This is a genomic window from Stenotrophomonas sp. STEN030 (genome assembly GCF_056759995.1).
Genome location: NZ_JBRREB010000028.1, coordinates 14,285 through 40,183, shown reverse-complemented (window position 1 = coordinate 40,183; position 25,899 = coordinate 14,285). Strand labels below are relative to the sequence as shown.

Here is a 25,899-nt window from a genome sequence, read left to right as displayed (position 1 = left end):
GACTCAGCGGCGCAAGGCACTGAGTGCCAGCAGCACCCAACCGCCCATCAAGGTGATGCCACCGGCCGGTGCCAGCGTCGTCGGCCACTGCATCAGCACATTGCCGACCAGGCTGCCGGAGAACAACAAGGTACCGACCAGCAATACATACAGCGCACCTCGACCCAACTGATTCACCGAGGATGCGCCCAATCCCACCAGCACCACGCCGTGGCCAAACGCGTACAAGGCGGCAGTGTTCAAATGCGACTGCGCCAGTGCCTCGCTCACCCCATGTGAGGCATAAGCCGACAAGCCGATCGATGCCGCCGCCAGCAGGCCGCCGCAGAAGGCCAGAAACGAAGGCTTACGCGTACGTCGTTCCACTCCCAACATCTCGTTCTCCCATCAATCCTGTAAACGCTGTCCATAAAAAAAACGCGCCGCTGGAAGCGGCGCGTTTTCTCGATCAGATCATCGACAACAACCGATGATTACTTGACCGCCCAGTACAGGTCGTAGGAACCATCGACGGTGAAGGCCTTGGCCACACCACCCTTCCACGACTCATACGGACGATCGACAACTTCGTTACCGGTGGTGGTAGCCCATGCACGCAGGCCGTTACGGGCCAGGTCCAGGCCAGCCATGTGGCCGGTGTAGGAAGCAAATGCCGAACGGTGCGCCGGAGCATGCACGTAGGTCACCGGGTTGCCCGCGGGGATCTTGACGCTCAGCTCGGCAGCATCACCAGCAGCAACCGGTGCAGCAGCAACGGCCGGAGCAGCGGCTTCGCCGTCCTTCTTGTCGGCAGCCGGAGCAGCAGCGCTGCCCTTGCGAACCGGCAGAGCCACGTCGAAGGCGTACTTCTCAGCACCGAAATCGGTGGTGACGATACGGACCGGACCAGCGGCAACCAGGCCATTGGCATCCATCGTGCGCTTGATCCATTCCATGTTGTCGTCAATCGACTTCTGGATGGCATCGTTGTTGCGATCGATGTTACCGGCGTTGACCACCAGCAGGTTCTCAGCCGGCACCTGTACAACCTTCAGGTCGGTCAGCGGCGCTTCGGCAGCGGCGTAGTCAACGTTCGGCACCGAGGCCAGCATGTTGGCCATGCGCGACAGACCCAGCTTCAGGTCGTCACCGATGTGACGGCTGACGTACAGGCCGGCGTAGCGACCAAACAGGTCGAAACCGTACTTGACGCTGTAGTCCTGGGTGATCTTGACGTTGCGATCGTTCTTGCCGGTCGGCTCGAGCGTGAACGAGGTCACCTTGTCGGTACCGCGGGTCGGATCTTCGATGGCAATCACGACGCGCTTGTTCTTTTCGCTATCGGTGATTTCCCAGCTGCCCTGGCCCATGTCCTTGGAGGAATAGTCCATACGGGCGCCCTTGCCGGCGTCCGGGCCGCTGAACTTCAGCTCCACGGCCTTGTCGCGCAGCACAAGCGGATTCCAATCCTTGAAGCGGCGCAGGCTGTTGACCGTGTCATACACGATCGTCATCTTGCGATTGGTTTCGATGCTTTCAGTAATGTGGCGCTCGCCCGGCAGACACACGCCAATGAGGACAAACAGGCCAGCCACGATCCCCAAAGCGATCAGGAACTCGATAATACGGGTCATTCAGGAGTCTCCGGGGCCGATCCCACGGCCGGGTTGATTTGAAGGGAAGCCCCCATCCTAGCAGGCTTTCCGCAGGTTGTTCAGCACATTTGGCGCACCGGTTTCCATTACCAGAATGCGCTATCTCAATCGATAGGCCGCAGGGTAGCGTATCAACCACCAACCCTACGCGCCTTCAGCCGATAGCTTGGACTGTACTTCGTCCGTAGCGGCGCTATTTTCCACTGTGAATGGTGTCCAGCACCAGTACCGGAACCACCTTTCCGCAAATCGCCCGCCACACCCTCCTCGACGCTGGGTGCCGCATTCATCCAGGCCAGTCGACCGTATCCAGCTCAGACCAACTGCAGCTCAAAGGCCTTGAGCACGGCGCGGGTGCGGTCACGCACCCCCAACTTGGAAAGAATGTTGGAGACGTGATTCTTGATGGTGCCCTCGGCCACGCCCAAGGAGTTTGCGATCTCCTTGTTGGAGAAGCCACTGGCCATCAGCCGCAGGATCTCGGTCTCACGGTCGGTCAGCGGATCCGGCCGGTCCAGGCTGACGAACTCATTGCGCATGTGTTCCAGCCCCGACAGCAGACGCTGGGTCACCGCCGGCTGCACCAGCGAGCCGCCGTTTGCCACCGTACGGATGGCGCCCACCAACTGCTCCAGGGTCACATCCTTGAGCAGATAGCCCTTGGCGCCAGCTTTGAGCCCGGCCAGCACCAGCTGGTCATCGTCGAAGGTGGTCAGGATGATCGAAGGCGGCAGCGTGCCGGCACGGCTCAGCGTCTGCAGCGCCTCCAGCCCGGACATAACCGGCATGCGCATATCCATCAGCACCACATCCGGCTGCACCTGCGGAATCACTTCCACCGCCTGGCGGCCGTCGATGGCTTCGGCCACCACCTCGATGCTGTCATCCAGCGCCAGCAGCGAACGGATGCCCTGCCGGACTAGGGTTTGGTCGTCGACCAGACAGACACGGATCATCAATTCACTCCTTGTGGCCCTGAGGCCAACATCATATTGGTAACCAGTGGCAGGCTGGCGCGAAGACGGAAACCCTCACCGCTTCGTGCCGATACGTCCAGCACACCCCCATACTGCGCCAGCCGCTCGCGCATGCCGCGCAAGCCGTTACCCGGCATTATTTCCTCGAAATCGCCGCCGATACCGTCATCATGCGCACTGATGACCACCTGGGCGGCGTCCCGCTCCACACTGATCCACAAATTTTGCGCGCCGGCGTGGCGCACAGCGTTGGTGATGATTTCCTGCGTGCAGCGCAGCAGCACATGGGCGCGCTCGGGATCTTCAACGCTGAACGGATCATCGATCTGCAGATGGATATCCAGCGACGGCACCCGCTCGGTCAGCGGCCGCAGGGCGGCCGCCAGGTCGATCGCACCGCTCTCGCGCAGCTGGCTGACCGCCTCGCGTACGTCGGTGAGCAACAGTTTGGCCAGGGTATGCGCCTGCCGCACGTGCTCCTGCGCCTGACCCTCGGTGATATGCCCGGCCACTTCCAGGTTCAGGCTGAGCGCCGTCAGATGGTGACCAAGCAGGTCGTGCAGCTCGCGGGAAATGCGCGTGCGCTCGTTGACCCGGGCACTTTCGGCCAGCAACAGACGGGTGGCGCGCAGCTCGGCATTCAAGCGCCGCTGCTCCTCGCGCGCCTGGGTCTGCTGCCGCGCCACCAGGCTGGTGACAAAGATGAACATCGAGAAACCGCCGTACAGCAACGACTGCAGCAGCGCCTCGAACAACGGCAGGCCCAGGATCAGGTTATAGACCGGCAGCACCGCCAACTGGCTCAGCACCAGCCAGATGACGCCCACCCAGCGGCTCAGCAGCCACGGGATCACCCCTGCCGCGACCATCATCAGGATGCTGCCCAGGCCGGTGGCGGACAGATAACTGACCACCAGCGCTGAAACCGTCAGCAACAGCAGCGCCAACCGGTCGTACCAGCTGGTGTGCCCGGCCGCATTGAGCCCGCGGGTCAGCCAGAAGTAGCAGCCACCAAAGGTCAGGTAGGCCAGGAACAGCCAGATCGCCTCCCCGGCGGCAGGCTGCAACACGCCCTCTTCCGGCGCGTACTGGGTATAGATCAAGGGCAGGCTGACCAGGGCCCAGGTAAACAGGCCGGCCAGGCGAAGGACTCGGGTATGGCTGAGGTATCCCAACATGCGTGCATGGTAAGGACCCGGCAGCCTCAGCGCCCTCCCTCGGAAGTCATGCATGGCGACTTCGGTGATGGCTCGCCCGGCTCGTGCCACCCATGCGATAATCGCGCCACAGCCCTTAGGGCCGACCGCGATACCCCACGGAGTCACAATGTCGATTGTTATCCGCGACGTGCGCGAGCACGAGCTCGATTCCGTCCTGGCACTGAACAACAACGCTGGTCTTGCGATTCTTCCGCTGGATGCAGCCAAAGTCCGCCGTTTCTATGAAACCGCCGAATACTTCCGGGTTGCCGAACGCGACGGCAACATGGCCGGCTTTCTGGTCGGCTATGGCAGCAACAGTGCCCATGACAGCTGCAACTTCGCTTGGTTCCAGCAGCGCTACCCCAGCTTCTTCTATATCGACCGCATCGTGGTGGCCAGCCGCCGCCGTGGCGGTGGTGTCGGCCGCGCGTTCTACGCCGATGCCCAGAGTTACGCTGAGCTGCGCTACCCGCAGATGGCCTGCGAGGTCTTCCTCGACCACGGCGCCGATGCCGCCCTGCTGTTCCACGGCAGCTTCGGTTTCCGCGAAGTCGGCCAGAACACCATGCCCTCGGTCGATGTTCGGGCCAGCATGCTGCTCAAGGATCTGTGCAGCTACGAGTGGGTAAAAGAGACCTATGGCGACAACCTGCCCGACGTTCCCTGGGTAGGCAACACACGCCGGCTGCTGCAACAGCGGCCGACCGGAACCTGAGATGGCAGTGAATTTGGATTACGAGCAAGCTGGTGAACTGAAAATCGGGCAGGTCGGCATCGCCAACCTGCGCATCCGCACCCTCGACGTGGAGCGCCTGGCCCAGGAAATGCGCGAACGCGTGGCGCGCGCGCCCAAGCTGTTCGGCCGCGCGGCGGTGATCCTGGATTTTGGTGGTTTAAGTCAACTCCCCGACCTGGCCACTGCACAAAGCCTGGTCAATGGCCTGCGCGACGCCGGTGTGCTGCCGGTCGCTCTGGCTTACGGCACCAGCGAAACAGAAACCCTGTCGCAGCAGCTTGGGCTGCCGGTACTGGCCAAGTTCCGCGCCCAGTACGAGCCGCTCGAAGCCGAACCGGCCGCCGCACCGGCGCCCGCCCCCAAGCAGAGCAAGCGCGCCGCAGCCGCAGTAGCGGCCCCGGCCGCACCGGCCGCCGCCGACGGCGCCGCGCCGCAGCCCGGCAAGATGCAGCTGAGCACGGTGCGCTCGGGCCAACAGCTTTACGCAGAGAACTGCGACCTGACCGTACTCTCAACGGTAGGCGCAGGTGCCGAGGTCATCGCCGACGGCAGCATCCATATCTACGGTACGCTGCGTGGCCGCGCATTGGCCGGTGCCCAGGGCAACACCAGCGCACGCATTTTCTGTCGCGACTTCCACGCTGAACTGGTCGCGATTGCAGGACGGTATAAGGTACTGGACGATATTCCGGACAACCTGCGCGGCAAGGCCGTGCAGGTGTGGCTGGAACAGGACCAGATCATGATTGCTGCGCTGGATTGACGCAGCTCACAACCACATTCAGGAGAGATCCTTTGGCTGAAATAATCGTAGTCACTTCCGGCAAGGGTGGCGTTGGCAAGACCACCTCCAGCGCAAGCATCGCCTGCGGCATCGCGCGGCGCGGCAAGAAAGTTGCCGTCATCGACTTCGACGTCGGCCTGCGCAACCTTGACCTGATCATGGGCTGCGAGCGCCGGGTGGTGTACGACTTCGTCAACGTCGTCCACGGTGAGGCCACGCTGAAACAGGCACTGATCAAGGACAAGCGCTTTGACAACCTGTTCGTGCTGGCTGCCTCGCAGACCCGCGACAAGGATGCACTGAACAAGGAAGGCGTGGAGAAGGTCCTCAAGGATCTGGCCGCCGACGGCTTCGATTACATCATCTGCGACTCTCCGGCCGGCATCGAGAAGGGCGCGTTCCTGGCGATGTACTTCGCTGATCGCGCCGTTGTGGTGGTCAACCCGGAAGTGTCTTCGGTACGCGACTCGGACCGCATCATCGGCCTGCTCGACTCCAAGACCGCCAATGCCGAAGCCGGCAAGGCCGTGCCGGCCTACCTGCTGCTGACCCGCTACAGCCCCTCGCGCGTTGAAAGCGGCGAGATGCTGAGCATCACCGACGTGGAAGAAGTGCTGGGGCTCAAGGCCATCGGCGTCATTCCCGAATCGGGCGACGTGCTCAATGCCTCGAACAAGGGCGAGCCGGTCATCCTGGACACCGAATCGCCGGCCGGACAGGCCTACGATGACGCCGTGAGCCGTATCCTGGGCGAAGAGCGCCCGATGCGCTTCACCACCGTGGAGAAGAAGGGCTTCTTCAGCAAGTTGTTTGGAGGATAAGCATGGGACTGCTCGACTTCCTGAGACAGAAGAAGACCACCGCCGAAACGGCGAAGAACCGCCTGCAGATCATCATCGCGCAGGAACGCAGCACCCGCGGCGGCCCGGACTACCTGCCGCTGCTGCAGCGTGAGCTGCTGGAAGTGATCAAGAAGTACGTCAACATCGACGCCGATGCGGTCCGCGTGGACCTGGTCAAGGACGGCGCCAACGACGTGCTCGACATTTCCGTGGCACTGCCTGACGACAAGTGATATCAGCCCGGCGGCCGCGGCCGCCGGGACTCAAACAGCCGTGAACGAAACCCCTGCCAACGAACCAACCCGGCCCGTGCTGTGCGTTGGCGATATCCAATGGACCGACGCTGCGGGCCTGCTCGCGCGCCACGGCCTGCGCCTTAATCACGTAGCCGCTGGTGAGAAGATTCCCGGCAGTTATTGGGGTGAGCCCGAGGCCGGCATCATTGCCTGCGACGTCTATGTGCGCGACGACACGCCGGTGCATTCGATGCTGCACGAGTCCTGCCACCTGATCGTGCTGCCGCCCGAGCGTCGCGCGCAGGTGCATACCGATGCCACCGACTCGATTCCTGAAGAAGACGCCACCTGCTACCTGCAGATCGTGCTGGCCGGGCAATTGCCAGGCGTAGGCAGCGCGCGGCTGATGGCCGACATGGACAGCTGGGGCTATACCTACAGGCTGGGCTCGACCCAGGCCTGGTTTGAGCAGGACGCCGAGGATGCCCGCAGCTGGTTGATCGAGCGCGAGCTGCTGCCGCCGTGAGCCTGTAGTGCCGAGCCATGCTCGGCAGAAGCCTTCCCGGTAATGCCCCAGCGCAGCATGGCTGCGCTCTACAGGTAGAGCACTCCTACCGCGGCTTGGAACTACTCATATCCAAGGTGACCCGCGTACCCCGCTCCGGCTGCGAATGAATTTCCAGCTGCCAGCCAAGGTGATCACACAGCCGCGCAATCAGATCCAGACCAATACCCGCACCCGGATTGCGTTCGCCCTTGCTCATGCGCGCATACACCTGAGCGACCTCTTCCGGGCTCATGCCGTGGCCAGGGTCCTCAATGGTCAGCACTGCATTGGCGGATATCCCAAGCCGCACCACGCCACGGTCGCTGTTCTCGATGGCATTGCGCAGCAGATTGCCAACCGCCGCCTGCACCACCGCCAACGGCGCGAGCAACTGGCAAGGAGCAGCTTCCACCAGCACAAGCTCCAGCTCCTTGCCCTTGGCCAGGTAGCGATGGTCTTCGGCGATTTCCGGCAGCAGCTCGTCCAGCGCCACCAGCTCGCTCATCGCAGCCAGCTTGGCCGGATCACGCGCAAGCACCAGCAGCAGCTGAATCAACTGCTCCATCCCGGTCGACGTATTGCGCACGCGCAGCAGCTGCTGACGCGCTCTTTCCGGCAGGCCCGGCTGCTCCAACGCAAGTTCGGCGGCACCGGTGATCACCGCGATCGGCGTACGCAACTCATGGCTAGCGGTACTGATGAACGCCCGTTCGCGCTCAACGAAATGTTCATTGCGCTGCAGGTAGTCATTCAAAGCACCGGCAATCACTTCCAACTCGGTACTGCCGCGCTTGTCCACCAACACCTGTTGTCCGCGTCGCTCGGGGCTCAGCTTGGCGATGTCCTCCGCGAGCACCGACAAGGGCCTCACCAGGCGGGTCATGCCAACCCAGGCCATCAGCAAGGTCACCAGCAGCAAGGCCACACCAGCGAGCAGTGCCCAGCGGGTGATGAAGTGCTCCAGCTCACCGAAGTCGGAGATATCCAGCGCCAATACCACCCGGCCGAAGTCGGAGGTATCGCGCACCATCACCGCGGTGTCCTTGCCATCCAGCAACGCACCATCGTGCAAGCCGGGATGCAGCCGCCTCAGACTCTCGGGAATACCGCCAGGCTCGTGCTCGGCGTAAAACCACAGCGTGTCCGAGTCCTGCCAATGGTACGCAGGGTCGGTGCGCATCTGGCCGATGATGCTGTCCAGCTCGGTGTTCAACAACGAGCGCCACACCGCGTGTTCCGCGTGTTCGTGCACATAGTTGGCGGCACTGAATACCGCCAGCGTCACCAGCGCCACATAGATCGCCAGCCAGCCCAGCAGTTTGCGACGCAGCGTGCGGCGTGTCATCGCGCACTACCTGCTGCAGGTGCAGACAGGCGATAGCCGACGCGCGGCAGGGTCTGCAGCAGCTTCTGCTCGAACGGGCCATCTACTGCGCGCCGCAGTTCGTAGATATGCGAGCGCAGCATGTCGCCATCCGGTGGCTCATCGCCCCACAGCGCATATTCCAGCTGGTCGCGGGTAACTGCGGCCGGGCTGGCGCGCATCAGCACCTCCAGCAACTTTCGACACGCCGGATACAGATGCAGCACCTGCCCACCACGTTGCGCCTCGAACGTGGCCAGATCCAGCTGCAGGTCATGGACTTCCAATAGCTTGCGTGGATTGCGCCCATGCGTGCGTGCCAGCACCGCCTCCAGCCGTACTTCCAGCTCCGGCAGCGCAAATGGCTTGGTCAGGTAGTCATCGGCACCGGCACGGAAACCAGTGATCTTGTCCGGCAGCTCGTCGCGGGCGGTGAGCATGATCACCGGCACCTCCGAGCGGAACTCCTCGCGCAGCTTGCGCAGCACCTCCGGCCCTTCCATGCGCGGCAGCATCCAGTCCAGCAGGATGGCGTCGTAGCTCTGGGTGCCGGCCAAGTGCAGGCCGGTGATACCGTCCGGGGCCACGTCCAGGGTGTGCCCGCGCGCTTCGAAATAATCGAACAGGTTGGCGATCAGATTGCGATTGTCTTCAATGACCAGCAGCCGCATGCGGGCATGACCTTGCTGCCCCGGGCCGAGGCATTACCGACGTATCCTAGCGCCGCCAACGTCGGATTTTCGTCGAAACGCAGCCGATGTCGGCCGCCTGTCGTTTCGACGTGTTTCCAACGTTGTTTGCGGCATCATCCTGCCAGCCTTTGATACCGAGCCATCTGTGCGCCCAAATCCGCCCCGCTCTTCGTCCAATCGACTGTGGTTCGCCATCCTGATCGCCTTGGTCATCGCCAGCCTGTTGGCGGGGTTGGGCATGCGCTCACCGCAACCGCCCGACGAACCCCGCTTCGTGCTGGCCGCGCGGCACATGGTGGAGACCGGGCAGTGGCTGCTGCCGCAACGCGGCAGCGAGTTGTATGCGGAAAAGCCGGCCACCTTCATGTGGATCCAGGCAGCCACCTACAAGGTCATCGGCGATTGGAACCTGTCCTTCCTGGTGCCCTCGCTGCTCGCCGCCCTGCTCACCCTGTGGTTGACCTGGGACATGAGCCGGCGGCTGTGGAACCGGCAGATCGCCCGTTATGCGGTGGTCGGCCTGTTCGTCTGCATCCAGTTCGGGCTGATGGCCAAGCGCGCGCAGATCGACATGGTGCTGGTCGGCATGACCACGCTGGCGCTGTGGGGGCTGGTACGCCACCTATTGCTTGGCCCGAACTGGTGGGCGCTGGCCCTGGCAGCATTCGCGGCCGGTGCCGGTACCGTCACCAAGGGCGTTGGTTTCCTGCCGCTGCTGATGTTGCTGCCGTGGATGGCCTGGCGCTGGCGTCACCCGCAGGCCGCCGGGCCAGGCCGCAGCTGGGGCTGGTGGCTGCTATTGCCCGCCTTCCTGGCCGGCACCGCGATCTGGCTGGGCCCGCTCGCCATCGCCCTGCTGCAGAACCCCGACCCGCACCTGCAGTCCTATGCCAAGGAATTGCTGTTCAAGCAGACCGGCACCCGCTACGCCAACGCCTGGCACCATCACCAGCCGTTCTGGTACTACCTGCAGGTGATGGCCACACTGTGGCTGCCGGGCAGCCTGCTGGCGCCATGGCTGCTGCCGGCCTGGTGGCGCCGCTGCCGCCGCGCCGATCCACGCTACATCCTGCTGCTGGGTTGGGCCCTGCTGGTATTGGTCTTCTTCAGCGCCAGTCCGGGCAAGCGCGAGGTCTACATCCTGCCGATGCTGCCTGCCCTGGCCGTAGCCGCGGCACCGCTGCTGCCCGGCCTGCTACGCCGCACCGGCGTGCGCTGGCTGCTGCTGTTGTATGTGCTGCTTCTGGCGGTGGCCACGCTGGTGGTCGGCTATGGCGCGGTGCACGGCGATGGCTGGGCCCAACGCAACGCGATCAAGCGCGCGATCGACCCATGGGTGTTGCCGCAGGTTGGCTGGTGGCTGATCGGCTTTGGCGCCGCCTCACTGCTGTTGGTGCTGGTACTGCGCCTGCGCCGCGCAGGGCTGGCAGTGGTGCTGACCACGGTAATGCTGTGGTCGATGTATGGGCTCGGCGCGATGCCTGCACTTGATCCCTACAGCTCCGCCTCGCTGGTGATGGACAAGGTGCGCGCGCGTATCGGCCCGGACGCGGAGCTGGGCATGGTCGCCTGGCGCGAACAGAACCTGCTGCAGACCCATCCACAGGCTACCGACTTCGGTTTCAAACGCCCGGTCGCCGAACAATGGGAAGATGCAGCACGCTGGGTGACTGAAGACCCGCAGCGACGCTGGCTGTTCGTGCTCGACAAGGCAATGACGCCCTGCGCCGATCGTAGCCAGGTCATCGACATCGGCAGCGCCAACCGCAACAACTGGCAGCTGCTGCCCGGTACCGCGCTGCACGCCGACTGCGTAGCCAAGACCCACGGCGTGGTCGCCGGCAGTGAGAGCGCACTGGAAAACGACGGCGATTGACGCCCGCTGATTGCAGCGCGTTTATTGAAGCGGACTTATTGAAACACAGGTAAGAGAGGCGGTGCCGCGCCCGGCACCGCCTCTCTCGCGTTTACGGCACTGCAGCCATATCGGCGGCCAAGCTGAAGCACTGACAAATTCACGACATCGTTCCGACCTGTCTCCGACACAGGCCGACCGAGCATGGCCGCATCCAGATTGACGGTGCCCCAGCTCCATGTCGCAGCAACCCACTTCCACCGCCCTGATTCCGGTCGCCGAGCGCAGCCGCCTGAGCTTCGCCGGGCGTGCCCTGCTGATCCCGCTGGTGATCGCCGCCATCGGCAGCCTGTTGTTGATGGCCGGCAATGGCGATCAATGGCTTGCCGATCAACTGTACCGCTGGCAAGGCAGCCAATGGGTATTCAAGGACGCGTGGTGGACCAGCCACCTTATCCATAAGGGCGGCCGCAATCTGACCTGGTTTGTCGGCCTGCTGGTGATCCTGGCGCTGATCCGCAGTTGCATGGACATGCGCTGGCGCCCACTGCGGCGGCCACTGGCCTACCTGCTGTCATCGGTAGCACTGACCACCAGCATCGTCGCGCTGCTGAAATCCTGGACCCATATGGACTGCCCTTGGGACCTGGAGCGCTACGGCGGTATGCGCCCCTTCATCGGCCTGTTCGAGCAGCGCCCGGTTGCCCTGGGCCACGCCGCGTGCTTCCCGGCCGGTCATGCCGGCTCGGGCTATGCATGGGTGGCACTGTTCTTCTTCATGTTGCATGTGCGCCCGCAATGGCGCTGGCCGGCACTGAGCATCGCCCTGCTGGTCGGCATGGTGTTCGGCCTGGCCCAGCAGCTGCGCGGCGCCCACTTCGCCTCACACGACCTATGGGCCTTGGCGATCAGCTGGCTGGTCGCAACCGCCCTGTATTTGTGGATGTTCCCTTCGCCTGCGACAACCAACTCGCTGTCGCGCATCACACCAGTTGGAGAACGCGCATGAGCGTTGTCGCCAGTCGCCGTCTTGTTTCCCCGCTGTCATGGTCACGCCTGCAGGACTGGCGACCAGAGATCAGCACTGAAGCCCTGATCCTGATCGCCAGCACATTCTTCGCGCTGGTCTGCAACAACCTGTTCTGGCGCAGTGCGATTGCCACCAATCCTGGCAGCATGCTGTTCGCGGTCTCGTTGTTTGCCTTGCTGGTAAGCGTGCACGCCATCCTTTTCAGCCTGCTGATCTGGCGCTGGAATGCCAAGGTCGTGCTGACGGCGTTGTTCATCACCACCGCCTTCGCCACGCACTACATGAACAGCTACAACGTCTATCTGGACGCGGACATGCTGCGCAATGTACTGGCCACCGACCACAAGGAATCACGCGAGCTGATGACACCGGCCTTGTTGCTGCCGCTGATCGGCTACGGCCTACTGCCGACCTTGTTGCTGTGGCGCGTGCGGTTGCGCAAGCGCAGCTGGGGGCGAGCCCTCCTGTGGCGTGTCGCCTTCCTGATTGGTGTGATCGTGGCGGGCGGCGCCGGCACCATGCTGTCGTTCCAGAATGTTTCCGCGTTGATGCGCAATCACCGTGAAGTGCGTTACCTGGCTACGCCGGCCAACTATCTGATCGCGCTGAAGCAGAACTTTGCCAGTTCCAGCCCTATGAAGAAGCAGCCCAAACTGCCATTGGGTACCGATGCCAAAGCCACGCCACGTGCCGCCGGCAGCAAGCCGCGCCTGCTGGTACTGGTTGTGGGCGAAACCGTGCGTGCGCAGAACTGGGGGTTGAACGGCTATGCTCGCCAGACGACCCCGGAGCTGGCGCAGACCGGCGTGATCAACTTCCCGGACATGCATTCCTGCGGCACCAGCACCGAAGTCTCGCTGCCGTGCATGTTCTCGCCGTTCGGTCGTCACGACTACGACGAAAAGAAAATCCGTGGTCACCAGTCACTACTGCATGTGCTTGAGCATGCCGGTATCGCCACCCTCTGGCGCGACAACCAGTCCGGTTGCAAGGGCGTTTGCGACGGTTTGGAAATCCAACGTCTGGATGATGCGACCACGCAGGGCCTGTGCGCCGACGGCCGCTGCATGGATGAGATTCTTCTGGAAAACCTCGCTGCACAGGTACGCGCCAAACCCGGCGACCGCGTGGTTGTGCTGCACCAGCTGGGCAACCACGGCCCGAGCTACTTCCAACGCTATCCGGCGCAGTTCCGTCAGTTCGCGCCCACCTGCGATACCGCAGACCTGGGCAAGTGCAGCCGCGAGGACATCGTCAACAGCTACGACAATGCGATCCGCTATACCGATCATTTCCTGACCCGCACCATCGCATCCCTGCGCGGAATGGAAGACTACGACACAGCGATGATCTACCTGTCCGATCACGGTGAATCACTGGGTGAAAAGGGCCTGTATCTGCACGGCGTGCCGTATGCGATCGCCCCCGAAGAGCAGACCCGGGTACCGATGGTGATGTGGTTCTCACCGGGTTTTACGGCGGATCGTGGCCTGGACATGAGCTGCGTACGCCGCCGTGCCGCGCAGCGCAGCGACCAGGACAACCTGTTCCCCTCGGTGCTTGGCCTGATGCAGGTGCAGACGTCGGTGTATGACCGCTCCCGAGACCTGTTCGCCCCCTGCACATGAAGCACTCCCCTGTAATGCCGAGCCATGCTCGGCAGAGGCCTTCCAAGCAATCCCAGTGTAGTGCCGAACCATGCTCGGCAGAGGCCTTCCCGGTAAAGCCCCTGCCGAGCATGGCTCGGCACAACAAAAATGACTCCTCCTGCCGAGCATGGCTCGGCACTACAGGGACCTATCCCTTTCCCCACTTGCGGCCCGGCCGCTGCCCCACTAGCCTTCGCCGGTACTTACAAACCGGGGTTTGCTGTGAAGAATCGTCATTTGGTCCTGGCCGCCGCCGTTGGCGTGGCCGTGCTCTCGTTGGCTGCCTGTAAAAAGGACGCCACCACCGACGCCGCCAAGCCGGCCACCACCCAGGCCGCACCGGCCGAAAGCGCCGACCAGTTCATCGCCCGGGTCAATGCCGAATACAAGGCCATGTACCCGGAAATGACCTCGGCCCAGTGGCTGTCGTCAACCTATATCAATGACGATTCCGCACGCGTTGCCGCCAAGGCCAACGAGCGCTGGTTGACCGTGCTCAATGGCTGGATCGAGCAGGCCAACAAGTACGAAGGCCAGCCGATGAGCGCCGACACCAAGCGCGCCATCAGCCTGCTCAAGCTGATGACCTCGATGCCCGCCCCGCGCGACCCGCAGAAGCTGGCCGAACTGGCTGGCATCGCAACCAAGCTGGAAGGCGACTACGGCGCCGGCACCTACTGCGTGGGCGAAGGCGACAACAAGAACTGCCGCCAGCTCGGCGATCTGGAAAAGGTGCTGGCCACCTCGCGTGACTACGACAAGCAGCTCGATGCCTGGCAGGGCTGGCAGTCCACCGCGGTGCCGTCGCGCGCCAACTACCAGCGCTTCGTCGAACTGGTCAACGAAGGCGCCCGCGAACTGGGCTATAGCGATGCCGGCCAGATGTGGCGCAGCGGCTACGACATGCCGGCCGACCAGGTTGGCCCGGAAACCGATCGCCTGTGGGAGCAGGTCAAGCCGCTGTACGAGCAGGTACATTGCTATACCCGCGCCAAGCTGGACAAGGAATACGGCAAGGACAAAGCCGAAGTTGGCGGCGGCATGATTGCCGCGCACCTGACCGGCAACATGTGGCAGCAGGATTGGAGCAACCTGTGGGACATGACCGCGCCGTACCCGAACGCGGGCAGCCTGGACATCACCGCTGCGCTGGAAAAGCAGTACCAGACCAACCTCAGCGCTGCGCTGGCCAAGGCCGGTGGCGCCGATCCGGCAAGCCGCTTCAAGGCACAGCGTGAGGCCGAGCTGGTCACCGCCCGGCAGATGACCGAGCGCGCGCAGGACTTCTACGTCTCGCTGGGCATGCCCAAGCTGCCGGAGAGCTACTGGCAGAACACCCAGTTCATCAAACCACTGGACCGCAACGTGGTCTGCCACGCCAGCGCCTGGGACATGAACATGGGCGGCGACGGCAAGGACATCGGCGCCGACGTGCGCACCAAGATGTGCATCACCCCGAACGAAGAAAACTTCACCACCATCTACCACGAGCTCGGCCACATCTACTACGACCTGGCCTACAACCCACTGCCACCGTTGTTCCAGGGCGGTGCCAACGACGGCTTCCACGAAGCCATCGGCGACACCATCGTGCTGGCGATGACGCCGAAGTACCTCAACTCGATCGGTCTGGTCGGCGCGCAGCAGGAAAGCCGCGAAGCCACCATCAATGCGCAGATGCGCATGGCGATGTCGGGCGTGTCGTTCCTGCCGTTCGGTCTGATGATCGATCGCTGGCGCTGGGGCGTATTCGACGGCTCGATCAAGCCGGACCAGTACAACCAGAAGTGGTGGGAACTGAAGGCGCAGTACCAGGGCGTGGCCCCGGCCAGCGCACGCGGCGAAGAGTTCTTCGACGCCGGCGCCAAGTACCACGTGCCGGGCAACACCCCGTACCTGCGCTACTTCCTGGCCCGCATCCTGCAGTACCAGTTCTACAAGGGCCTGTGCGACGCGTCCGGCTACACCGGCCCGCTCAACGAGTGCAGCTTCTACGGCAACAAGGAAGCCGGGCAGAAGTTCTGGGCGATGCTGAGCAAGGGCTCCAGCCAGCCGTGGCAAGCCACGCTGAAGGAACTGACCGGCAACGACAAGCTCGACGCCGGCCCGATGCTGGAATACTTCGCACCGCTCCAGGAATGGCTGAAGCAGCAGAACGAAGGGCAGATGTGTGGCTGGCAGGCAGCGGCCCCGGCGGCGACGCCCGCTGCGCAGCCGGTGGCTGCAAAGTAAACCCTGTCGTAGTGATCCCGAAGAAGGGCGCCTTACCGGCGCCCTTCTTCTTCAACATCAAGCCACCCTCACTCGGATGTTTGAACCAACATCCAACCAACAACACAAGGAGTCCAAGATGCGTCATAAGTTGGCTGCGGGCCTCATGATTTTCTGTGCTTCGCAACTCTGCAACGCACAGGCAACCGACGTTGCTCCCGAGCAGGAAGACAGCAAGAGTGGCCTCTGTCTTTTCACCGGAACGCCTCCGTCTGAATTTACGTATACCGTCGTAAAAGAGCTCGACTACGGCAAAGGCAGCTATGGAAGTGTCAACGACCTGCTTCCCATCGTCGTAGCTGATGCCAAGGCCGCCGGTGCAGATGCGGTCATTCATTACAATGGCGCCCAGCACTTCGGTTTCTGGCCGTGGCGATTCGTGAGACCAGTGGTAACAGGCACCGCCGTAAAGTGGACGCCTGCGCGCGACATCGACTGCGCTGGTGCAGGCGGGCATCACACCACCGGAACACTGAAAGAGGCCCCACCGCCGCCGCAGAAATAGCACAGCACCCCTGCGCTTGATGGTGGCGCCAGAGGTGCATTGGCAAGCGGCGCTCAGCGAGGCTGGGTCGACCGTTGTTCCGTAACCAACTCGGCAGTCCGCAGTGATGCCTTGTTGGTCAGGCTCTCCTCCAGGCGGCGCGACCGCTTTTCACCTAGCTCACGCGAGCGTTGAATACGTGCATCAATTCGTGAACTGGTCAATCAAGCGATAACATCAACGTCGCCCCGCAACCGGGGCGACCGGCTTCCTGACCTGTATCCGTACCACCACCCGGCACAACCGGAGTACATCGCATGACCTGGATCATCGTTGTCGCTCGTTGGCTGTACGCCCTGTTTTACCTGCATGTTGGCGTGCGCTGGTTCTCGTACAAACTCTTTGGCACGTCCTGGCCGGATCATGACGAAGCACCTGCCGCCAAAGCGCTGACCACCGCAATGACGGAAAGCGGCATTGTCGATCCGATGATTGCCTCGGCCTGTCTTGTCGGCGGACTCTTGCTGCTGTTCCGGCGCACCGCGCCATTGGGCATCGCGGTACTTGCACCGCTGGTGACCGGCATCTTCATCTTCCACCTATGCCTCAACCAGCAATGGCCGTGGGGAACGCTCCACCTCAGCTACCTGGCCGTGCTTGCATGGCTGCACCGCAGTGCGTTTCGGCCATTGTGGAATTACCGGGGCAATGTTGGTTGAGGGCTCAGCCACGAAGCTGAAGATCAGTTCCGCAGCAAAAGGACAACAGCAGCACCGAGCCAGGCTGGCGCCTCCCCCGCGCTATCCACGGAGAGCGCCAACCAGCTCCTATACTGTTGCTCTGCAGGCCAATCTTGATGATCTGCCCTTGTTTCGCCTCCGTCGCGGTTGTGATGCCGCTAGCGGGCGCTATTGTCAGCGCCATCCCCATTGATACCTGCAAAGACTACGACCCTCTGCCAACAAGGTGCGTGGCGCCCGGCAGCGTCAACTCGTCTCCATGACATAGAGAAGGAACATCGCAAGCGCAAATATGACCAGTGCAATTTCCACCGCCCTTGCCTTGGCCTGCTCGAACGGCGTCATCCGCAGATGGTTCTTGCGCGGCTTATCCTTGAATGACGCACCGAAGTCATTCCAGCCCTCGGGCATCGTGGGCTCCGGCGCCGGTACTTTGTTCCGCCATGTGCCGGCCTCCAGGTAGTTCAATGGCGGTGCCAGTGACGGGTGCTGGCGCAAGCGGGCGTCCACCCCGAAGAACTCCATCAATACATGGATATGCTCCCGGTGCGGGTCAAGCTCAACGGCTGCGTGCGCCAGTGCATCGAAAACATGCGGCATCAACGCCCACTTCAGTTCGATGGAATACAGGTCCGGATGATCGCTCAGCCACTCGCGGAGTATCGTCGGGTTGCGCTCCCGTACCCGTGCCGCGAGATCGTCGAAGAAGGGAGCGAACGGGTATCCGCTGGACTGCTCCTGCACCTGCTGCGTGGCTGTTGGCGTATCTTCGCCCGTCCCATTGCCAACTTCGGCACCGGCCGGCTCCAGGCCAGTCCCTGGGGGAAGCTGGTTCTGATCTCGATTTTCGGCATCATGTGCACCAATCGAAGCAACTGATCCCGCACACGCGGCAGTATCCCCAGCCTCTTCCACAGCTGCTTGAGCCTGGGCCTGCGCAAGCATGTGGCGTGCATAGCCCAGCGCCCACTCATAGGCATCGGTAAGCAGTTGGAAACCTTCTGCATCCTCATCCGGCCGGGTATGTTTTAGCGCTGTCGCATAAGCGCGACGGATGGCCTTGGTATCGCAGGTTTCCTCAGGGCCCAGCACCTCCCATGCACTGCGACTCATTGAGACCTCCCCTCCTCGAAGTCATCCAGGGCCGCCGACAGCGCATGCCGATGCTCTTCCACGCGTTTGGGATCCTGCATGCCAAGCACCGCCTGGAACTGCAACAGCATCTCCTGCAACCATGGCCGCTGCTCGCCCAATGATTCCGCATACAGCCGCTCGATACGCGAAAGCGCGGCGATATTGCGCTGCTCATCGCGCGGATGGACCTTCAGTGCCGCAAGCTCGGTCATGCGCTGGCGTGCTTCAGCCTCGCTGATCTGGCTCCCGGCCTGCATGAGGATGAGTTCGCGGACGATGCCCGTTTTCTGCACCTTCGCCTCCACCTGCAGGACGCCGTTGATGTCGTAGGTGAAGCGCACATCCACTCCATTCTCCGCCGGCGCGCCCGGCGTGATCGGGATGTTCAACGAGCCCAGCAGGATGTTGTTGCGGGTGACCGGGCTCTCTCCCTGGAATACATTCAAGGTCAACTGTTCCTGACGTGAACCCACAGGGTAATACGCGCGCATGCGACTGACCGGCACGGTGCTGTTGCGCTCGATTATCGGGTCGAACTGGCCAGCGCTGTGCTGCCCGTTGCCGATTTCGATACTGACCTCCACACCCAACGAATGCGGGCAGACATCGGTCAGCACGATCTCCTCCAACGCGATGTTCCTCGCCTTCAAGCCAGCGGCAACGCAGGCACCCTGCGCCACGGCTTCGTCCGGCGCCACATGCCGCAATGGCAACCTGCCGAGCAGGCGCGCCGCCAACTTGGCCAGCTGCGGCATGCGCGATGCGCCGCCGACCATCACCACATCGGCCAGATCAGTGCCGCGCAAACCTGCATCGCGCAGCGCGCGCTCGATCGGCTGGCGCATCCGCTGCACCAGCGGCGCAATCATTTCTTCAAAGGTCGCTTCGTCCACCTCCAGCGTGTACTCACGGCCGGCCACCGTCGCGGTCAACGCAACGGCCCGCCCGCCACTCAAGGCGAGTTTGGCGACCTCGGCACGGCGGCGCAGCTGCGCCAGTTCACCCGATCGCATCGCCTCCCGGTTGATGCCATGCCGTCGTATCCATGCCATTTCCAACGCGGCGGTGAAATCGTCGCCGCCCAGGTAGTTGTCACCAGCGCTGGCATGCACCTTCACCACGCCACTGAAAATCTCGAGGATGGAAACGTCGAACGTACCCCCACCCAGATCCAGCACCATGACAAAGGCGTCATCCAGTTTTTCGGCCAGACCATAGGCCAATGCCGCTGCGGTCGGCTCGTTGATCAAGCGCTCGACGCGGATGCCGGCAAGTTCACCTGCACGCTTGGTCGCCCGTCGCTGGCTGTCGCTGAAATAAGCAGGAACGCTGATCACCGCCTCTTCAGGGCGCACCCCCAGCGCCGCCTCGGCATCGTCCAGCAACGCCCGGATCACAAGCGCCGACAGTTCTTCCGGCAGGTAGGTTCTGCCACCCAGCACGGTGTCACGCCTTGCCCCCATCCAGCGCTTGAAGCTGCCCACGCTGCGATCAGGGTGGCTGACCAGTCGGTCCCTTGCGGCCCGCCCGACCAGTACGCTGCCGTCCTCGCCAATGCTGACCGCCGATGGGGTCAGGTAATCGCCCAATGCATTGCGGATCAACTGCAGGCCGCTGCCCCCATACACCCCAATCAAGGAATTGGTGGTCCCCAAATCGATACCTACGATCATGCCCCTGTCCCGGATCCTTCCTCTGATCAACGCAGTCTAGCCGTGCCGCCGCGCCGCGTGGCGAACCCCCTCGTCCAAAGCTGTCATCAAAGGTAGGCATGTCCCTCGACCGGTCAGATCCGGAGGCTGGCTCCATGCCTGTACCTGCATTACATCCCTTGCGATGCCCCCATAACCAATGATCCAGGCCCAATGACGGATCGGACCCACCATGTTCACCGGCCAGGTTTGCCAGCCGAAGCACGGCGCCGATGGCGCAGGCGCCAGCAACCGTAAGACCCCTGCTGCATGCCGCTCGCAGGCAGGCCGTCAGCCGTGACAGACTTGTCTTCCATCCCCCCCACCAGCACCACCGCCCTGGGCTGGTGCATCTTGGCAGCCCGCCAAACCGGAGCGATCGTGAGTACGAGCCTTCTGCTGCTTGGGGTTCTCTTCAGTTCCCTCGGGCTGGGTTACTTCATCTACGGGAAGCGCCAGCAAGCGCCGGTACCCCTGGTCTGCGGGCTGACCTTGATGATCGGGCCGTACTTCGCCCCCAACGCAATTGTCATGCTGCTACTGGGCGCTATCGTCAGCGCCATCCCATGGTTGATAAAAGTTTGATCGTGGTCATGCAAACGGGGCGAGTGAGACCTGCCGCTCATCTTTGCCTGGCACTGTGCTTGTTGGCAGTATCCGCCTGCGCGTCGGCCCCAAATCCACGTGCCGCAGCGTCTAAGACACAGCCCCTGTCTGCCGAGGAAAACTGTGCCTTGGCCACGGAAAGACAGAACATGCTCGCCATCGAGTACTGGTGCCGCTGGCAGCCCAAGCCATCGCCGGCCACAAGAAACGACAAGGGCGCCAACGGCGCCCTTGTCGGTTTCAAGCTTTCACGCAGGCTCAGTGTGTGCCCGCAGCCGCCTTGCCCACCGCACCCAGCTCACCAGCCAGATTGCGCTTATAGGTGTCGAAGTCGATGCCCTGCTCTGCTGCCTCGGCATGCGCGGCGTCCTTGAGCGCATCGGAATACATCAGTCGCACCGGCGTGTCGTTGTTCTCGTGCCACTCGGCAGCCTGCATGATCAGCGCCAGCACGCGTGCGGCACTGGTGGTCTCACCGGCGATCTTGCCGTCCATGCCCAGCACCCACTCGCCATCGCGACGGACGATACCGGCGAGCAATGCACGGTTCTGGTCGCGCAGTTCGGCATGCGGCTCCACTTTGGCCTTTACCGGCGGATTGGCTTCGGCCTGGTTGCGCTCGCGCTCGGCCAGCTTCTTCTTCGCCTCGCGGCGGCCTTTGGATTGGATCGACATCAGTTGTTCACTCTTTGAACGGCCGCCGGTGATGGCGGCACGGCTATTGTCCCCGATGCGGGGGTGAATTCGTGTCAGGACGCGACTTCGTCGCGCTGGGTGCGCTGGCTGACCCGCTCCCACTTCCACATCGCCCAGCTGCCCAGGCCGAACAGGGCCGCGCCGATGGCCAGGGTCAGGCCGCTGCGGCTGAGCATCGGCGAGAGCACGCCAGCGATGATAGCGTTGGTGACCAACGTACTGAATGCCTGCATCGATGAGGCAGTACCGCGCTGGCGCGGGTACATGTCGAGGATGGCCAGGGTCAGGATCGGGAAGATCAGGGCCACGCCAAACGAGGTCAGGGTGAACGGCAGCACCGCCCACGGCACCGTCATCTCGGTGGCGAAGGCGTTGTAGCTGATGTTGTAGATGGCCGCGACCGCCATGAAGCAGTAACCGATACGCACCGCCCGCGCGCCGTCCATGCGCCCTGCCGCGCGGCCGGAGGCGTAGGCCCCCAAGGCCATGCCGCCGATGGTAGGGATGAACAACCAAGCGAACTGACGCTCGTTCATGTGCAGCAGATCGAGCACGAAGGCAGGCGCCGAGGCGATGTACAGGAACAGCCCACCGAAGCCCAGCGAGCCGGCCAAGGCCAGGCGCAGGAAACGCGGGTTGATGCCGATGCTGATGTAGTCCTGCAGCAAACGCTTTGGATGCAGGCTCAGGCGCGCATGCGGCGGATGGGTTTCCGGCAGCCAGATGCAGGTGATCAGCAGCAACAGCGCCGAGAACCCGACCAGAAACCAGAAGATGCCCTGCCAATGCGTCCAGCCCAGCAACCAGCCGCCGATGATCGGGGCGATGGCCGGAGCGATGGAGAAGATCATCGAGACCTGGCTCATCAGCCGCTGCGCGTCGTCACCGTCGTATAGATCGCGAATCACCGCGCGGCCGATGATGTAGCCAACGCCAGCCGAAAGACCCTGCAGGAAGCGGAACAGCAGCAAGGTTCCCATGTCGGTAGACAGTGCACAGCCGATGGATGCGCCGATGAACACCACCAAGCCACCGATGATCACGACTTTGCGGCCCAACGCATCGGACAGCGCGCCATGCACCAGGCTCATCAGCGCATAGGCCAGCAGGTAGACACTGATCACCTGCTGCATCGCCAGTTTGTCGGCGCCTAGATCGGCACCCATTTGCGGGAACGCGGGGAACACCGCATCGATCGCGAACGGGCCGAACATCGACAAACCGGCTACCAGAATGGCGATACGACGCAATGAAACCTGCTTGCTTGCTTCCATGGCTTTCAATAACCAGCAACGGCACCAGCGCGGGGGCCGGTGCGGGGTGAGAGACCAGATGAACAGGGCCGGGCGCGACGGCGCGGACGGCCATGATGCGGTAATTTGTCCGGACATTCACCCGCTTCAGCCAGCGGTTCCGGGACGCCCGGCCGTACGCCTGCAAGGCGCGGGGTTGAAACCGGAATGTAGATGGTAATCCAAGCCGTTGCGCGGGTCTGCCCCGGGCCTTTACCGAGCTATAATCGCCAGGTTGCACGAACAAGGTGGGAGAAGCGGTTCACCCCGCTGCCGAAGGCGCAAACGCCCGTAATCGCTCAGGCCCGATACCACCCGTACCAAAACTCTGGAGAGACCGGTTCAATCCGGCGCCGAAGGTGCACGAAGCGCACGATCCTCGTCGCGTCGCTTCCAAACTCTCAGGCAAAAGGACAGAGGGGCGCGAGGTAAGCCCTTGGCTTGCCGGCTGTGCTGTCGCGCGTGCGCGGCAACCGGACGGCAGCAGGGCAAGCCTGGCTCACCGCCCCTGCCCTGCATGCCTTCTCCGGACGTCAGCCATGACCCAGAACACCTCTTCGCTGCGCGAGCTCGAACACCACTCCGCGTTTGTTGACCGCCACATCGGCCCCAACGACGCTGAAATCGCGCAGATGCTGCGCACCGTTGGCCATGATTCGCTCGAAGCGCTTACCGACGCCATCGTGCCCGGTTCGATCAAGTCGCCGGCACCGCTGGCGCTGCCCGAGTCGTTGACCGAAGTCGACGCGCTGGCCAAGATCCGCGCCATCGCCGACAAGAACAAGGTCCTGCGCAGCTTCATCGGCCAGGGCTATTACGGCACCCACACGCCGAACGTGATCCTGCGCAACATCCTCGAGAACCCGGCGTGGTACACGGCGTACACACCGTACCAGGCAGAAATCTCGCAGGGCCGCATGGAAGCGCTGATCAACTTCCAGACCATGGTCGCCGACCTTACCGGCATGGAAATCGCCAACGCCTCGCTGCTGGACGAAGCCACCGCCGCTGCCGAAGCGATGACCCTGGCCAAGCGTTCGGCCAAGTCCAAGTCCAAGGTCTTCTTCGTGCAGGACAACGTGCACCCACAGACGCTGGAACTGCTGCGCACCCGCGCCGAGCCGATGGGCATCGAACTGCTGATCGGCAAGCCGGCTGATGCGCTGAGCGCCGACACCTTCGGCGTGCTGCTGCAGTACCCGGACAGCCTGGGCAACATCGGCGACTACAAGGCGCTGGTCGAGGCCGTGCACGCCCGCCAGGGCCTGGTGGCCGTGGCCACCGACCTGCTGGCACTGACCCTGATCGCCGCCCCCGGCGAATGGGGCGCGGATATCGCCATCGGCAACAGCCAGCGTTTCGGCGTGCCGTTCGGTTTCGGCGGTCCGCACGCCGCCTTCATGGCCTGCCGTGACGCCTACAAGCGCTCGATGCCGGGCCGCCTGATCGGCGTCTCGGTGGATGCCGAAGGCCGGGCCGCTTACCGCCTGACCCTGCAGACCCGCGAGCAGCACATCCGTCGCGAGAAGGCCACCTCCAACATCTGTACCGCACAGGTGCTGCTGGCCGTGATGGCCTCGATGTACGCCGTCTACCACGGCCCGGAAGGCCTGCAGCGCATCGCCCGCCGCACCCACCGCCTGGCTGCCATCCTCGCCGCCGCGCTGCGTGGCAAGGGCGTGGCGGTCGGCAACGACTTCTTCGACACCCTGCACATCACCGGTGTTGATTCGGCCGCGTTGAAGGCCAAGGCCGAAGCCGCCGGCATCAACCTGCGCATCATCGACGCCGGCTCGGTCGGCATCAGCCTGGATGAAACCGCCACCCGCGCCGACGTCGTCGCGCTGGGCCAGCTGTTCGGCGCCAGCGTCGATGTGGATGCACTGGACGCCAACACTGCCGATGCATTGCCGAAGAGCCTGCTACGCAGCAGCGAGTTCCTCGCCCACCCGGTGTTCAACACGCACCACAGCGAGCACGAAATGCTGCGCTACCTGCGTTCGCTGGCCGACAAGGATCTGGCGATGGATCGCACCATGATCCCGCTGGGCAGCTGCACGATGAAGCTCAACGCCACCGCAGAGATGATCCCGGTGACCTGGCCGGAATTCGCCAACATCCACCCGCTGGCACCGGCGGATCAGGCTCAGGGCTACAAGGAACTGATCGACGGTCTGGAAGCGATGCTGGTCGAGTGCACCGGCTACGACGCAGTGAGCCTGCAGCCGAACTCCGGCGCGCAGGGCGAATACGCCGGCCTGCTGGCGATCCGCGCCTATCACCGCTCGCGCAACGAAGGCCATCGCGACATCTGCCTGATCCCGGACTCGGCGCACGGCACCAACCCGGCCTCGGCACAGATGTGCGGCATGACCGTGGTCGTGACCAAGACCGACAGCAACGGCAACGTCGATGTCGAAGACATCCGCCGCAACGCCGAGAAGTACAGCGACCGCCTGGCCGCGATCATGATGACCTACCCGTCCACGCACGGCGTGTTCGAGGAAGAAGTGGTCGAGATCTGCGAGATCATCCACAAGCACGGCGGCCAGGTGTACACCGACGGTGCCAACATGAACGCCCTGGTCGGCGTGGCCAAGCCCGGCAAGTGGGGCTCGGACGTGTCGCACCTGAACCTGCACAAGACCTTCTGCATCCCGCACGGCGGCGGCGGCCCGGGCGTAGGCCCGTGTGCGGTCAAGTCGCACCTGGCACCGTTCCTGCCGGGCAAGCTCGGCGACAACGGCCCGGTCGGCATGGTCAGCGCGGCCAGTTTCGGCAGCGCCTCGATCCTGCCGATCAGCTGGATGTACATCACCCTGATGGGCACTGCTGGTCTGCGCAAGGCAACCCAGGTTGCGCTGCTCAACGCCAACTACATCGCCAAGCGCCTGGCCCCGCACTACGCCACGCTGTACACCGGCCGTAACGGTCTGGTGGCGCATGAGTGCATCCTCGACGTGCGTCCGCTGGAGAAGACCTCCGGCATCGGCGCCGAGGACGTGGCCAAGCGCCTGATCGACTTCGGCTTCCATGCCCCGACCCTGAGCTTCCCGGTTGCCGGCACGCTGATGGTCGAGCCGACCGAGAGCGAATCGCAGCACGAACTGGACCGTTTCATCGACGCGATGATCCAGATCCGTGAAGAAATCCAGGCCATCGAAGACGGCAAGCTGGACCGCGAGGACAACCCGCTCAAGCACGCCCCGCATACCGCAGGTGCGGTAACGGCCAGCGAGTGGACCCATGCGTACCCGCGTGAGCTGGCAGCCTTCCCACTGCCGTCGCTGAAGCTGCAGAAGTACTGGCCGCCGGTTGCACGCGTGGACAACGTCTACGGCGACAAGAACATCATGTGCGCCTGTATCCCGGTGGATGCGTACAAGGAAGATGTGGAAGCCTGATCAGGCAGCCACCGGTAAAACGGAATGGCCCGCG

23 protein-coding genes and 1 riboswitch are annotated in these 25,899 nt (G+C 63.3%); of the genes, 13 read left to right on the top strand and 10 right to left on the bottom strand.

Features of this window, described 5'->3' with window-relative positions; all coding sequences use genetic code 11:
- Nucleotides 1-3: 3 nt before the first annotated feature.
- The 4 genes from ACVOLR_RS11380 to ACVOLR_RS11365 all read right to left on the bottom strand — a co-directional run bounded on the left by ACVOLR_RS11380 (nt 4) and on the right by ACVOLR_RS11365 (nt 3,789).
- Entirely contained in the window at nt 4-375 is a 372-nt protein-coding gene (locus tag ACVOLR_RS11380; protein ID WP_481536509.1) for a DUF423 domain-containing protein, read from the bottom strand.
- A 98-nt stretch (nt 376-473) separates the two neighbouring features.
- Entirely contained in the window at nt 474-1,613 is a 1,140-nt protein-coding gene (locus tag ACVOLR_RS11375; RefSeq protein ID WP_481536508.1) for a polyketide cyclase, read from the bottom strand.
- A gap of 335 nt (nt 1,614-1,948) precedes the next feature.
- Nucleotides 1,949-2,590 (bottom strand): response regulator, encoded by a 642-nt coding sequence (locus ACVOLR_RS11370; protein WP_057630117.1) that lies wholly within the window; start codon nt 2,588-2,590, stop codon nt 1,949-1,951.
- The gene (locus ACVOLR_RS11365; protein WP_481536507.1) at nt 2,590-3,789 is read right to left on the bottom strand and encodes a sensor histidine kinase; all 1,200 of its coding nucleotides are present in this window, start codon (nt 3,787-3,789) and stop codon (nt 2,590-2,592) included. The genes ACVOLR_RS11370 and ACVOLR_RS11365 overlap by 1 nt, the downstream gene beginning before the upstream one ends.
- A gap of 148 nt (nt 3,790-3,937) precedes the next feature.
- Here ACVOLR_RS11365 and ACVOLR_RS11360 point away from each other — a divergent pair, with 148 nt between their 5' ends.
- Genes ACVOLR_RS11360 through ACVOLR_RS11340 form a run of 5 tightly spaced genes read left to right on the top strand, consistent with a single transcriptional unit; the run spans nt 3,938 to nt 6,937 of the window.
- The gene (locus ACVOLR_RS11360; RefSeq protein ID WP_282271145.1) at nt 3,938-4,528 is read left to right on the top strand and encodes a GNAT family N-acetyltransferase; all 591 of its coding nucleotides are present in this window, start codon (nt 3,938-3,940) and stop codon (nt 4,526-4,528) included.
- A 1-nt stretch (nt 4,529) separates the two neighbouring features.
- Nucleotides 4,530-5,312, top strand: coding sequence for a septum site-determining protein MinC (minC, locus tag ACVOLR_RS11355; protein WP_481536506.1), 783 nt, complete (start codon nt 4,530-4,532; stop codon nt 5,310-5,312).
- A 32-nt stretch (nt 5,313-5,344) separates the two neighbouring features.
- Nucleotides 5,345-6,154 carry a septum site-determining protein MinD gene (gene minD, locus ACVOLR_RS11350; RefSeq protein WP_481536505.1) on the top strand — a complete coding sequence of 270 codons (810 nt, stop codon included), beginning with the start codon at nt 5,345-5,347 and terminating at the stop codon, nt 6,152-6,154.
- 2 nt (nt 6,155-6,156) lie between these two features.
- The gene (gene minE / locus ACVOLR_RS11345) at nt 6,157-6,408 is read left to right on the top strand and encodes a cell division topological specificity factor MinE (RefSeq protein WP_057630107.1); all 252 of its coding nucleotides are present in this window, start codon (nt 6,157-6,159) and stop codon (nt 6,406-6,408) included.
- A 40-nt stretch (nt 6,409-6,448) separates the two neighbouring features.
- On the top strand, nt 6,449-6,937 hold the full coding sequence (locus tag ACVOLR_RS11340; RefSeq protein WP_481536504.1) for a hypothetical protein: 489 nt from the start codon (nt 6,449-6,451) through the stop codon (nt 6,935-6,937).
- Nucleotides 6,938-7,022: 85 nt separating this feature from the next.
- Here the strand turns inward: ACVOLR_RS11340 and ACVOLR_RS11335 are convergent, their stop codons facing one another.
- Both ACVOLR_RS11335 and ACVOLR_RS11330 read right to left on the bottom strand, forming a co-directional pair.
- Complete coding sequence (locus ACVOLR_RS11335; protein WP_481536503.1) at nt 7,023-8,303, bottom strand: sensor histidine kinase; 1,281 nt, start codon at nt 8,301-8,303, stop codon at nt 7,023-7,025.
- Nucleotides 8,300-8,992 (bottom strand): response regulator transcription factor, encoded by a 693-nt coding sequence (locus ACVOLR_RS11330; RefSeq protein WP_481536502.1) that lies wholly within the window; start codon nt 8,990-8,992, stop codon nt 8,300-8,302. Before ACVOLR_RS11330 ends, ACVOLR_RS11335 begins: the two co-directional genes overlap by 4 nt.
- A gap of 166 nt (nt 8,993-9,158) precedes the next feature.
- Here ACVOLR_RS11330 and ACVOLR_RS11325 point away from each other — a divergent pair, with 166 nt between their 5' ends.
- From ACVOLR_RS11325 to ACVOLR_RS11300, 6 genes are all read left to right on the top strand, one after another.
- Nucleotides 9,159-10,889, top strand: a complete 1,731-nt coding sequence (locus ACVOLR_RS11325) for an ArnT family glycosyltransferase (protein ID WP_481536501.1) — start codon at nt 9,159-9,161, stop codon at nt 10,887-10,889.
- Between the two features lie 217 nt (nt 10,890-11,106).
- On the top strand, nt 11,107-11,877 hold the full coding sequence (locus ACVOLR_RS11320; RefSeq protein WP_481536500.1) for a phosphatase PAP2 family protein: 771 nt from the start codon (nt 11,107-11,109) through the stop codon (nt 11,875-11,877).
- Nucleotides 11,874-13,526, top strand: a complete 1,653-nt coding sequence (locus ACVOLR_RS11315) for a phosphoethanolamine transferase (protein WP_481536499.1) — start codon at nt 11,874-11,876, stop codon at nt 13,524-13,526. The genes ACVOLR_RS11320 and ACVOLR_RS11315 overlap by 4 nt, the downstream gene beginning before the upstream one ends.
- Nucleotides 13,527-13,769: 243 nt before the next feature.
- The gene (locus ACVOLR_RS11310) at nt 13,770-15,779 is read left to right on the top strand and encodes a M2 family metallopeptidase (RefSeq protein ID WP_481536498.1); all 2,010 of its coding nucleotides are present in this window, start codon (nt 13,770-13,772) and stop codon (nt 15,777-15,779) included.
- 118 nt (nt 15,780-15,897) lie between these two features.
- Nucleotides 15,898-16,323 carry a hypothetical protein gene (locus ACVOLR_RS11305; RefSeq protein ID WP_481536497.1) on the top strand — a complete coding sequence of 142 codons (426 nt, stop codon included), beginning with the start codon at nt 15,898-15,900 and terminating at the stop codon, nt 16,321-16,323.
- Nucleotides 16,324-16,619: 296 nt separating this feature from the next.
- Nucleotides 16,620-17,021 carry a hypothetical protein gene (locus ACVOLR_RS11300; protein WP_481536496.1) on the top strand — a complete coding sequence of 134 codons (402 nt, stop codon included), beginning with the start codon at nt 16,620-16,622 and terminating at the stop codon, nt 17,019-17,021.
- Nucleotides 17,022-17,288: 267 nt separating this feature from the next.
- Here the strand turns inward: ACVOLR_RS11300 and ACVOLR_RS11295 are convergent, their stop codons facing one another.
- Entirely contained in the window at nt 17,289-18,155 is an 867-nt protein-coding gene (locus ACVOLR_RS11295; RefSeq protein WP_481536495.1) for a J domain-containing protein, read from the bottom strand.
- Nucleotides 18,152-19,849, bottom strand: coding sequence for an Hsp70 family protein (locus ACVOLR_RS11290; RefSeq protein ID WP_481536494.1), 1,698 nt, complete (start codon nt 19,847-19,849; stop codon nt 18,152-18,154). The genes ACVOLR_RS11295 and ACVOLR_RS11290 overlap by 4 nt, the downstream gene beginning before the upstream one ends.
- A gap of 324 nt (nt 19,850-20,173) precedes the next feature.
- On the opposite strand from ACVOLR_RS11290, the gene ACVOLR_RS11285 reads away from it, so the two are divergent.
- On the top strand, nt 20,174-20,452 hold the full coding sequence (locus ACVOLR_RS11285) for an LPXTG cell wall anchor domain-containing protein (RefSeq protein ID WP_481536493.1): 279 nt from the start codon (nt 20,174-20,176) through the stop codon (nt 20,450-20,452).
- 279 nt (nt 20,453-20,731) lie between these two features.
- On the opposite strand, the gene ACVOLR_RS11280 is transcribed toward ACVOLR_RS11285, so the two are convergent.
- Both ACVOLR_RS11280 and ACVOLR_RS11275 read right to left on the bottom strand, forming a co-directional pair.
- The gene (locus ACVOLR_RS11280; RefSeq protein WP_481517362.1) at nt 20,732-21,148 is read right to left on the bottom strand and encodes a hypothetical protein; all 417 of its coding nucleotides are present in this window, start codon (nt 21,146-21,148) and stop codon (nt 20,732-20,734) included.
- A 74-nt stretch (nt 21,149-21,222) separates the two neighbouring features.
- On the bottom strand, nt 21,223-22,443 hold the full coding sequence (locus ACVOLR_RS11275) for a multidrug effflux MFS transporter (protein WP_481536492.1): 1,221 nt from the start codon (nt 22,441-22,443) through the stop codon (nt 21,223-21,225).
- A 336-nt stretch (nt 22,444-22,779) separates the two neighbouring features.
- Nucleotides 22,780-22,888, top strand: a riboswitch (glycine riboswitch).
- A gap of 112 nt (nt 22,889-23,000) precedes the next feature.
- Between ACVOLR_RS11275 and gcvP the strand changes: the two genes are divergently transcribed.
- A complete protein-coding gene (gene gcvP, locus ACVOLR_RS11270; RefSeq protein WP_481536491.1) occupies nt 23,001-25,865 on the top strand; it encodes an aminomethyl-transferring glycine dehydrogenase in 2,865 nt (954 codons plus the stop codon).
- The last annotated feature ends 34 nt before the right edge of the window (nt 25,866-25,899 follow it).